This window comes from Thermogemmatispora sp., assembly GCF_019683635.1.
Classification (GTDB): Bacteria; Chloroflexota; Ktedonobacteria; order Ktedonobacterales; family Ktedonobacteraceae; genus Thermogemmatispora.
In genome coordinates, this window is the sequence record NZ_JADGIA010000178.1 from 1 (window position 1) to 11,401 (window position 11,401).

The window sequence follows — 11,401 nt, forward strand, 5'->3', positions numbered from 1 at the left end:
GCGGAGGTGCTGGCGCTCGCCGTGCGACTCGCCGCCGCACTGCGCTGGGCGAGGAGATAGCGAAGCTGATCGAGAGCCTCACGCAGATTGATATTGCTGAGGCTCCTGACCCCCAACAGCTTCATAGCATATTTTGAATCGATATTGAAGTTATCACGTAAAATCTGCAAAAACTGAGGAAGGGTGAGATCGCTATTGAGGTTGCCGAAGACGCCAGGGGTTGAGGGTAAAGCGGGAGCCATCCGGCGCCGGAGCTGCGTGGCAGAGGGCGACATCCGGTTTTCGGCTGGAGCGGCAGGAGCTGGGGCCGGTCGCGCTGAGGTCGAAAGGCGCATCTCTGCCGGTGGCTCACGCGGGCCTGTGGGACGTGACGGTCCGTTGCGTCCTCCCTCTTCACCAGGTGTCTTACGCGGTGTAGATGTCTGATTGAGGCGCTGCTCAAGGCGAGCGCTGAACTGATCGAGGCCGGCCAGCGCTTCTTGGAGGAGACGCTCACGCTCCTCGGCGCTGGCGTCCACAGGAACCGGCACCTCCATCTGGATGACATGGAGACGCCCCTGAGCCGCAAACTGGGTTTTATAGTGGAACCAGATATAGGCCCCACCGGTGGAGGTTCTCTCCTTCGCTACAGCCTCATCCATAGCAACACCTGCCTCTCTGGCACGCAGCCGTTGCCGCAACCAGCGATCGTCATCCTGGCTGCTCATGGAGCGGTCACAGGAGGTCAGTCAACTGCGCTGGTAGCGGGCAGCGTGGTACTTCTTGTTCTCCCATTATACCAAAACGAGAGGGTTCTGCCTGCACGGTGGTCAGCAGTGCTCAACCGCGGCTCGCTAAACGAGGAGCTTGCCGGAGCGCCAGGTATCAACGGCCAGCTTTATCGTGCGAACGTAGGCGGCCACATCGTTGCCGTCAGCGGCAGGGGCATAGACGGGCACAATCTGATCAATCGTGACCAGCCCCCGAGCAACGTATTCATCGGCAATCAGCCGATACCAGTCGCTGAAGCCCTCTTCCCAGCTGGCATAGCGGCGATAGCCAGCATAGCTCGCCTGGCCCGGCAGGGCGCGAATATTGCCCAGCGAATGGGTGAAGCGCGCTACCCCGGCGGTACCAAAGCGGCTCTCCTCCAGAAAGAAGGCCAGGGCATAGACAGGATCGATATGGTAAGCTATCCCATCGGCATAGAGGGCCTGCCCCTTGCCTGCCGCCGGCGATTCATAAGCCGCCAGCACCTGATCAATGAAGTCCGCCGACACTGAGGGCTGGCCCACAACTGTATAGCGACCCTCCTCCTCCAGAGCAACGGGGTCAAAGAAGAGCCAAAGCAGGGCTGCTACAGCCAGGGCGGCCAGGGCCAATAGCAGCCCTTGACCCGGCAGCTGTGATTTTCGCCTGCCATAGCTCCGATAGCGGCGACGGCTTCCTTTCCCTTTGCCCTTGCTGCTACTCCTGCTACTTCTGCGATAGCTCCCATTACGCATCATGCTCCATCTATCCTACACCCAAAGATTGCGGTCAGCTTGCTGCCGGGGGCTATTATCGCACGAGTCAGGAGAGAAACGCCAGTCGCTTGTCAGGTGACCGTCACTCTGAAAGCAGTCGGCGAATTGCATTCAGGAATCACTTGTCAGGCAGACTAGCAGACCGTACAATACAGTAAAAATAAGGCGCCCGCCCCTACAGGGGAAGGCAGTCAAAGGGGTCGTCAGGAGCCGGAGAACGAGTTACGGCAGAGACAGCAGGCCGGGGGAACGTCACGGCGAGCGGATTACTGAAGCGGGCACTTCATCCGCCCAGACTTTATCGGCAGGAGCACGTCCTATGCTTCACCCATCACCCACATATCCGCGCTTACCAGAAGCGAAGCAGAGCGAGCCAAAGCAGCCCAGAGCCACACCTCTGCACCCGCGTCTGGGGCAGAGACCGCTGGCCCGCAAGATCAAAGCGTTCTTGCGCCCACCGATCAAAGCCATCTACTACCTGGTTAGCCAGATTCGCAGCCACAAGCTGCTCAGCCTGGGCGTCGTGGTGATCTTTCTAGCCACCGCCACCCTTACCAATTACGCTCTGACTGGGGAGTGGCCGCTGGGAATTGCCCAGGATCAGTTCAATTTCCATATCAATGGCGGCAATGGTGGCGGCGATAAAGTCAAAGACTGGCTCTACGCGCTGCGTGATGGCGATGTGGCCACAATGAGCATGCTGCAATCGACACTGCTTATGGCCCAGCCCCCTGATCCAGCAGAGCTGGTTAGCCAGTACAGTGAGAAGCAAACAAATCTGATCTGGCGCGACATCCACGTCGTGGGGGTCTATCAGCAGTCAGACACAACCATTGACAGCCTGGTGAGTGTGAGCCTCGGGAGCCGCGGGCCGGGTGGAGGCACCAGCGGCTACATGCTCTGGCACTTCACCACGGTAGCCCAGAACGGCGGGTTACTGCTCTTCATCAGCCTCGTGAATTTCAGGAACGCCCTTGGCTAGTCAGGTCAGTTCAGCCCGTCTATGACAAGGCTGCGCCTCGCATCTGCAACTCCCTGAGTACAGGCGAGGCGGTCAGAGTTGGTTACGTTGGCTACAGCCAGAGGTCGCTCGCCGACCCCAGTTGGTGAAAGAAAAGGGGACTGTTATGGCGACAGAGAAACAATTTGAGCAGCAGACCGAGCTGGATAAATCAATCGATCGGGGTCTCGATCAGTTTGGTCGCTTTGTGCGTCACAACTGGTTCTGGCTCCTGCTCGGGGGGCTTATCCTCTGGTACTTTTTCAATGCTATCTTCCCCCAGTTGAGCGCCCCTTCCCCGGGAGCACTCTTCGCCTACCTGCTGCAGATCGCCTTTGCCATCTTCTATATCCTTATCCAATTCATCGCCCTCTTCTGGTTTTTGGCGCGCCCTCGCCTCTACTGGCTGATGCCTGGCGAGACGGGCGTCAGCTTCCGGGACTATAAGGGCAACCCCGAGGTATTGGAGCAGGCCAGGCGGATTGTGGCCATTCTCCAGGGAATCAAAGAGTTTCGCGAGATGGGCGGCCAACCGATCCGTGGGCTGTTGCTCTCCGGCCCACCCGGCACCGGCAAAAGCTATCTGGCTCAGTGTATCAGCAGCGAGGCTCAGGTTCCTTTTGGCTACGCCAGCGCCGCCAGCTTCCGCAATATGTTCTGGGGCATCGATGTCTTGATCATCATGCGTCTCTATCGGCGGGCGCGCAAACTGGCGCGTGAGTATGGGGCCTGCATTCTCTTCCTGGACGAGATCGATGCCTTGGGAGCTTCGCGCACGAGTCAGGGCCGCATGCCAGTCCCGGGCATGGGAGGCGGCCTCTTTGGCTTCATGGGCACTGGTGGCTCTCTCAACCAGTTGCTGATGGAGCTGGACCCACCACCGGTCGAAACCGGTTGGTTTAAGAAGATTCTGCGCGTCCTCGGCCTCTATCACGGGCGGGCCCAGCGTGAGCCGGTCTTGACCATCGGGGCCACCAATCTGCCCGAGGCGCTTGATCCGGCGCTGCTGCGTCCGGGACGCTTTGATCGGCGCATCCACGTGGCGCCACCCACGGATAAGTACCGCGGTGAGGTCATTGAGTACTACCTGCAAAAGGTCAAGCATGATCCCACCATCTCGATCAGCGCCCTGGTCTACCGCATGGCGGGCTACACGCCTGTGGAGATTAAACATGTCATTAACGAGGCGGTAATCATCGCCTACTTCGCCGGACGCGATGAGGTGCACTATCAGGATATTATCGAGGCCCAGGATATCCACGAGCTGGGCTATCGCCGAGAAAGCAACCTCTCGCTCCTGGAGCGACGGCGCCTTGCCTACCACGAGGCGGGTCATGCTGTCGCCTCTTATTACCTGCTAGAGCGTTTTCTGCCACCATTTGTGACGATCCACCAGCGCAGCAGCCTGGAGGGGGCGGCGGCCTTTGCCCTTCCCCGGCCCAAGGAGACAATCATGACCATGAGCAAGGAGGAGGTGCTCGCTCACATTCAGGTGGACCTCGCTTCTCGCGCCGCTGAGGAGCTGTTTCTCAATACTCAGCTCAGTGGAGTCATCGGCGATCTGCAGCATGCTACCGAGCTGGCCGCCTCTTACATCGGCCTCTATGGCATGGATGGCACACTGGCCTCCTATGGCGCCTTTGTCCATCACTCTTCAGAGCCAGGCGCTCGCGCCGCGATAGCACCACTGCCTGAACTCAAAGAGCGCGTTGAAGCCGTGCTTCAATCCCAGCTCAAGGCAGTGAAGCGCCTGCTGCAAGAGCATCGCGAGGCTGTGATTGCTGTGGCGGAGTCGCTGATTGAGCGCGACGAGCTGACTCCCGAGGAGATTGAGGAGCTGATCAATCAGGCCGACGCCCATCGCGTAACCGTCCAGCTGCTGCCCGAGCTGGCACCGGTACTTGGCCTGAGCCAGGAGCAGACGGATGGCAATGGCCATCTCGCCACGCTCGCCGCGTTGCCAGCCAGCAACGGTCACGCTTCGGCTGAAACCTCACCCTCACCCCCCGAGGCCACACAATCGTGAGCCTGGCCTGACGCAAGCCGCGGAGAGGAAGGAAAGTCTGCTATTGCTGTGCTTTTCTTCCCCTCCCACTGCTATGCGGTGCTCAGGCCGTTGTCTTAGTGGTATGTCCTTCTTACACACCCTCGAAGCAGAGCAGACCATTTCTCTCAAAACCGTGACCTTTGTGCTATTGTAACGTATAGTGAGATGCGTCTCTCTCGATGAGACAGCCCAGAACTGCTTGAGGGTTACAAGACTATGACCAACGAGGTCATCGTGGATAGGCTGGCCCCCGTATCCACGACTCCCGGACCCCAGAGTGCGCGCAGCCGCTGGCTGAGTAGAGCAGGGCTTTGCCTCTTGCTCGCCATCGGCCTGGGTATGCGTCTCTATCAGCTGGGACAGCCCCTAGAGCGCGACTTCGATGAAGGGGTCTACTTGCAGTCGTTGCGCGCTATGAGCCACGGCTTTGCTCTCTATAGCCAGATCTTCTATTCACAGCCGCCGTTCTTTTTGGAATCGATCTTTCCCATCTACGTCCTCGCCGGTCAGACGCTGTGGGCGGGACGCCTGGCCATCGCTTTGCTTTCACTCTGCGGCCTGATCGGAGCCTGGCTGCTCGGCAAGGCGCTCCACGGCTATACGGGCGCTTTTATAGCGCTGCTCTTAACCTTAACCAGCGTCTCGTTTCTCAATGAATCGCGTGTTCTCCAAGCAGACGGCCCATCGGTCGCGCTCTCACTGCTAGCCGTCGGTCTAGCTTTTTACTGGTGGCAAAAGCCTGCGGGTTGGCGCGGGCTGCTGCTGGTGATCCTGAGCGGGATAGCCCTGGCGCTCAGCATCTCCACCAAATTCCTGGTGGTGCCTGCTCTCCTCCCCGCCGCTAGCCTGGTACTGGCCCGCTACTGGCAACTGAGACGCTCCCCCCAAGGAGAGGCCACTCCGCTTCAGCACCTCGCCCTCTGGGGGCCAGTGGCCGGCATTCTGGCTTTCCTGCTGGTCACTCTCCTGCTCTTCTTGCCATTCATCGGCTCCTTCCATGTGACGTTCCAGAGCATCGTCTCTTTTCATACGCAATCGAGTGAAAGCTTTCGCTATACCCTCCGTACCCTTACACTGCCGCTGTTAGCACAGGGTCTGCTGACTCCTCTGACATTGGCAGGGCTGGCGGGAACAATCGTAGCTGCTCTACGTCGTGATTGGCGTGTTGTGCCGCTTCTGCTCTGGCTGGGGGGAACGCTGGCTGTTCTGCTAGAGCAACGACCCCTGTTTGTCCACCACCTGATCGCGCTGGTGCCACCGCTCGTGGGTCTGAGCGCCTTGGGTTCTCCCGATCTCGCCGCGCTCAGCCGCCGGTTCCAGGCAGGCAGCAGCGAGCGTCAGCGAAATCTTAGGCTTGCCAGCTCGATCATGGTGATCGTCCTGGCAATCAGCTGTACCTTTGCACTCGGTCAGGATATCCTCTATTTTCGCCAGCCTCCCCACTCTGTGACGCCAGCGGGGCCGCTTCAGCGCGTGGTCACCGATCTGGAGCACCTCACGAAGCCGGGAGATATGGTGATCAGCGATGAACCACTGGCGGTGGCGCTTGCCGGACGAGATACTCCGCCCTGGCTTGTCGACACCTCCTCGGTACGTATTCACACCGGCTATCTGACTCTCCAGGATCTGATCACCGCCAGTCAGGCGCCCCAGGTGCGAGCCGTGCTCTTCTTCAGCTCCCGCTTTCATTTACCAGAGGTAGAGAGTTATCATAGTTGGGTGGCACAGCATTTCCACCTGGTGCGTACTTATGGAAAGGATAGCACGGGCCATCCCCAAGAGCTATGGGTGCGCTGAAAAAGGCCCGGCAAGGCCACGTCCGAGCAAAGACAGGAAGGAGTGCACTCCTTAGTGAGTGCAGGCGAGCAGCGACAAGTAGAAAGGAGTCGCCTCATGAGGAAACGTCGTACTTTCAGTACGATGGAAATTATTCTGTTAGGCGTCTTGATTGGGTCACTCATCCTCTCGTTCTTACAGGCGCGCCGGCAAGCAGAGCAGCGCTAATCTTGCCCCACGTCTTCCCGGCGACTCTGGCTCCTCCCCTCCCGCACATAGCGCAGTGCAGCCGGGCTGGAGCAGCGAGGCGAGGCATTTATAGAGATGGAGGATGAGCGCTTCAGACAGGCTGTAGCGCGTGCGCTGCAGCCTGTTGCTGTTTCGCCAGTGCAGCGAGCAGCGAGCAGCGGGCTGGTGGGCAAAGTCTGAGCCCGCATGATATCATAGGTAGCAGCGAAGGAGAGCAAGGCGCTAGCCAGCTACGCACATCAGCCAGCGACCCACCTACTGGCGAGGGTCGCAGCGGAGCAGAAATGACAGTAGAGCACGGCACGGAGTGCCAGCGGCTCAAGCCCAACTCCAGCTGAGTCCCAGTCAAGCCAGAGGCCGGGGTGAGGTCCACGGGCGCACCCGTGCTTGCAGCTGAATATTACTGTTCTCTGTCTGCCTGATTTTCACTACTATCCTCACAGGCCGACTCACCGCGCCGATCCGGCAGCGCCGGCCCTCGGCCCTCGCTCTCAGCATGCCGATCGAGAAGAAAGGCTTTGTGTCAGATTGCCAAATTGTCGAAAGAGAGAGTTGCTGTCATGACAACGGTCACCTCAGATGAGCAAAAGCCACACCAGGAAGAGAGCATTGCACCAGCAGCAGCGCATCCTCTGCAAAAGTGGCTGCTGGTGTTAGTTGTCTTTGTGGCTGGGGCTGCTTCGCTGGGGGTCGAGATGGCCGCTTCGCGTCTGCTTGCCCCTTATTTTGGCTCCTCGCAGTTTGTCTGGGCGGCCCTGATCGGCCTCATCCTGCTCTATTTGACCTCGGGCTACTATCTGGGCGGACGCCTGGCCGATCGTTTTCCCCGGCCTCTTGTCTTCTATCTGATCACTACCATCGCTGCCTTCACCATCGGCCTGATCCCCTATATCTCGCGTCCAATTCTGCTTTGGTCGCTCAGGGCCTTCGCCACCTACTCGGCCAGCGTCTTCATCGGCTCTCTCGCCGCAGTGATCCTGCTCTTCGCCATCCCTGTCATTCTGCTCGGCTGCGTCTCCCCTTTTGCTATCCGCTTGCTCTTGCAACAAGTAGGCCGCTCCGGCAGACTGGCGGGTCAGCTCTACGCCATCTCGACCGCCGGCAGCATTGTGGGCACCTTTCTACCCGTACTCTGGCTGATTCCCAACTATGGTACCCGCTTCACGTTCCTGGTGACAGCCATTACGCTGCTGTCGGTCTCAATCCTCGGCCTGGTGGTCAGCAGTGCCGGACCAGGCGGCAACGGCTGGCAGCCGCGGGAAGGGAAACAGGCCAGACATTTCGATAAGAAGAGTCTGCTCTCCCTGCTGCTATTCATCCCTTTGGGGCTGGAGTTTCTGGCTCTGGGCGGACCTATCAAGCCGGCCTCGGGCACCGATGGCGGCGGAGTACTCATTGCCGAGCGCGAATCTGATTACAACTATATTCAGGTGGTGCGCGTCGGTAGCGAGATGCAGCTTATTCTCAACGAGGGGGAGGCTGTACACTCGGTCTATGATCCTACCTCGATCCTTACCGGCGGCCCCTGGGACTACTTTATGGTCGCACCCTATTTTAACAGGCCGCCGTTTACCCCGGCGATGGTTCACCGCGTTGCCATCATTGGCCTGGGTGCCGGAACTATTCCCCGCGAAATCACGGCGGCTTACGGTCCCATTCCCATTGATGGCGTCGAGATCGATCCCACGATCGTCGAGCTGGGCCGCCGCTACTTCGCTATGAACGAGCCGAACCTGCATGTGATCGTCCAGGATGGGCGCTACTTTCTGCGCACAACAGCGCAGAAGTATGATATCATCGGGATCGACGCCTACCAGCAGCCGTACGTCCCCTTCCAGCTCGCGACTGAGGAGTTCTTCAGCGAGGTGCGCGCCCATCTGACGCCGACTGGCGTGGCCGTGATCAATGCCGGGCGTACGACCCATGACTTCCGCCTTGTGGAGACGCTCGCCCAGACGATGCACGCGGTCTTTCCGAATGTCTATATTATAGATACAGCGCGCTTTACCAATAGCATCATCGTCGGCACGAACGCAGCGACCTCTCTCAGCGATTTCGCCCGCAATACGGCCATGCTGACGAATCCGCTGCTGACCAGCGTTGCCCAGGAGAGCCTCGCCTTTGGCAATATACGCGAGGAAAAGAATCGCCATGTCTTCTTTACCGATGATCGCTCACCGATCGAGCAGCTCATCGACCAGATGATCCTTGATGCTATCCGCAGCGGCGACGAGTGACTGCTCACCAGCGCCCACCGCGCAAGGTCTGGTTTCGATGCCGCTGTTGCTGATAGAGCACACTACAGCTTCAAATCTGATATGCTGGAGGAAAGCGGATGCCTTTTAGTCCAATTGATCTGAGCAATGTGCGCGTGCTTGACCTTTCTCAGAATTGGGACATTCATACACCGGGCTTTGCGACCTATGAGGGGCCAACGGTCAAGTGGATCAAGCGCGTAGCTTTTGATAAAGTCGGGGGTCAACATATTTCGTCGACTCTGCACGTCGGAACCCATCTCGATGCACCTCTGCACTTTATTACCAATGGTCAGGATATCGGCAGCATCCCGCTGGAGAAACTGGTCGGCCCCGGCGTAGTGGTCGATCTGGAGGCGATGGGGATCGGCGACTACGATATCTACACTTCGGCCCACTTCGAGGAGTGGGAGCGCAAGACGGGCCTGCGCATCGAACCTGGCGATATTGTGGTTGTACATACCGGCTACCACAAGTACTATCCCAGCAACTGGTACGGCGAGACCCAGCCGGATGAGACGCGCTATTTTATTAAACATCCCGGCCCAACGCGAGAGTTCGTGCAGTGGGTTCTCGATCGGAAGATTTCCTGGTTTGCTATCGATGCCGGCTCAATGGACCACCCGATGAATACCGTTATTCGCAAGGTCCGCCCGGATCTGGCGGCCAAGTGCGCCGAGAAACTGGGGCGCCCCCTGGAAGAGATCTGGCCGGAGGAGGATCTGCAGCTCATGCACTACGACCTCTTCCCTCACGGAGTTTTCCATGTCGAGAATGCTGGCGGCATGATCGACGAGGTCTTGGACCAGCGCGTCTGGATTGGCTGCTTCCCCTGGAAGTTCAATGGAGGCGAGGCAGCCTTCTGCCGCCTGGTGGCCTTTGTGGGGAAATAGGGCGGGTCCAGCGAAATGAAGAATGAGCGGCCCGGAGCGGCCCGGCTCCGGGCCGCCTTGCTGCCAGGCCCTACGGTCCACTCACTTCGTCCCATTCACACCACGATTGTTGATCTACCTCTGCTCACTCTCCAGCTTAAAAGATCGGCAAATAGCGCTCAAGCTCCCAGGGATGGACGTGCTTGCGATACTCGTTCCACTCGATTGACTTGGCCTCCAGAAAACCCTCGTAGATCAGGTCACCCAGGGTATCGCGGATGAGGGAGTCTTGACGCAGATCGTCGAGAGCCTCGCCCAGGGTAGCAGGCAGGCGCGACAGTCGGCTTATCGGCTCTTCCTCATCGCGCAGGAAGAGGCTTTCATCCATTGCAGGCGGCAGCGGCATGCGGTGCTGAATGCCATCCAGTCCGGCGCGCAGCATGACCGCCAGGGCCAGATAGGGGTTGCAGCTGGGGTCACAGCTGCGCAGCTCGATACGCGCCGAGTGCTGGGGATCTTTGCCAGGGCGGGGAACACGGATCAACGCCTCACGATTAACACGGCCCCAGTTGACATAGACAGGAGCCTCATAGCCTGGCACAAGCCGCTTGTAAGAGTTGACAAGTGGAGCCACGATGGCACACATGCCGCGGGCATGTGCCAGCTGGCCAGCCAGAAAATGGCAGCCTACTTCAGATAGGCCATATTCGCCATGCTCGTCAAAGAAGGCGTTTTTTCCGGTGCGGACATCGATCAGCTGCTGATGGGTATGTAAGCCCGAGCCGCTGACATTGTAGAAGGGCTTGGGTAAGAAGGTGGCGTAGAGGCCGTGCTGGGCGGCGATCGCTTTGAGCACATACTTGGCGGTCATCAGGCTATCAGCAATATAGAGCGCATCACCAGCCTGGAAATCTAGCTCATGCTGGCCCGCCGCCACCTCATGATGGCTGGCCTCAATAACAATGCCCATCTGCTGGAGGGCCTGCACCATCTGGCGCCTTACCGTAGCAGCCAGATCGGTGGAGAGGTCAAAGTAGCCCCCACGATCATGGGGCAGCGGAGTCGGCCCGCCATCTTCGAAACGCAAGAGGAAAAACTCCAGCTCGGGCGCTACCTGAAAGCGATAGCCCATCGATTCGGCCAGCTCCAGTGAACGCAAGAGCGTCGCTCGCGGATCGCCCTCAAACGGCTCCCCATCAGGTGTCATGACGTTGCAGATTACGCGGGCCACTACGTCGCCAGCATCTAGCTGGTCAGCAATCTCGCGATTCAGGGCCTGGGGCCGTACATGTACTGGGAGGACGGTAAAAGTACGTAGATCGGGGAAGAGATACATATCACTCTCAGCAACGCGCGCGAAGGCCTCTATTGAGGAGCCATCAAACCATTTGCCGCGCTCCAGGCAATCGGGGAACTGCTCCACCGGAATCGTGACACATTTTGCCATACCAACAACGTCGGTGAACTCCAGGTTGACGAAACGCACATGCTCCTTTTCAATGGTCTCCATCACCTGGCTCACCAATGCCTGATCCTGCTGCTCCGCCATGTGCTGCCTCCTGGATGCCCAGCCAGCCAGGCATCCTACATTTCCATGATAGATCTCTTATCAGTCTACCGAACGATTCGATGCTCCAGAGTGGGTACCCATTATATCAGAAGTTCCAGGCCGTTGATATCTCCCCACCCTCTAACCC

Annotated in this window: 7 protein-coding genes and 1 pseudogene; 5 read left to right on the plus strand and 3 right to left on the minus strand. The window is 58.8% G+C overall.

Annotation, left to right across the window (positions count from 1 at the left end):
* Nucleotides 1-641, minus strand: a pseudogene (locus tag IRZ31_RS16740) (hypothetical protein); the annotation flags it as partial.
* A 192-nt stretch (nt 642-833) separates the two neighbouring features.
* Nucleotides 834-1,487, minus strand: a complete 654-nt coding sequence (locus IRZ31_RS16745) for a glucosaminidase domain-containing protein (RefSeq protein ID WP_297155691.1) — start codon at nt 1,485-1,487, stop codon at nt 834-836.
* Nucleotides 1,488-1,824: 337 nt separating this feature from the next.
* Here IRZ31_RS16745 and IRZ31_RS16750 point away from each other — a divergent pair, with 337 nt between their 5' ends.
* From IRZ31_RS16750 to IRZ31_RS16770, 5 genes are all read left to right on the plus strand, one after another.
* Complete coding sequence (locus tag IRZ31_RS16750) at nt 1,825-2,487, plus strand: hypothetical protein (protein WP_297155693.1); 663 nt, start codon at nt 1,825-1,827, stop codon at nt 2,485-2,487.
* 145 nt (nt 2,488-2,632) lie between these two features.
* Nucleotides 2,633-4,531 (plus strand): AAA family ATPase, encoded by a 1,899-nt coding sequence (locus tag IRZ31_RS16755; protein WP_297155695.1) that lies wholly within the window; start codon nt 2,633-2,635, stop codon nt 4,529-4,531.
* A gap of 237 nt (nt 4,532-4,768) precedes the next feature.
* Nucleotides 4,769-6,349, plus strand: coding sequence for a glycosyltransferase family 39 protein (locus IRZ31_RS16760; protein WP_297155697.1), 1,581 nt, complete (start codon nt 4,769-4,771; stop codon nt 6,347-6,349).
* A gap of 788 nt (nt 6,350-7,137) precedes the next feature.
* Nucleotides 7,138-8,814 carry a fused MFS/spermidine synthase gene (locus IRZ31_RS16765; protein ID WP_297155699.1) on the plus strand — a complete coding sequence of 559 codons (1,677 nt, stop codon included), beginning with the start codon at nt 7,138-7,140 and terminating at the stop codon, nt 8,812-8,814.
* A gap of 98 nt (nt 8,815-8,912) precedes the next feature.
* Complete coding sequence (locus tag IRZ31_RS16770) at nt 8,913-9,725, plus strand: cyclase family protein (RefSeq protein ID WP_052887571.1); 813 nt, start codon at nt 8,913-8,915, stop codon at nt 9,723-9,725.
* Between the two features lie 136 nt (nt 9,726-9,861).
* On the opposite strand, the gene glnA is transcribed toward IRZ31_RS16770, so the two are convergent.
* Nucleotides 9,862-11,253 (minus strand): type I glutamate--ammonia ligase, encoded by a 1,392-nt coding sequence (gene glnA / locus IRZ31_RS16775; RefSeq protein WP_297155703.1) that lies wholly within the window; start codon nt 11,251-11,253, stop codon nt 9,862-9,864.
* Nucleotides 11,254-11,401 lie beyond the last annotated feature (148 nt).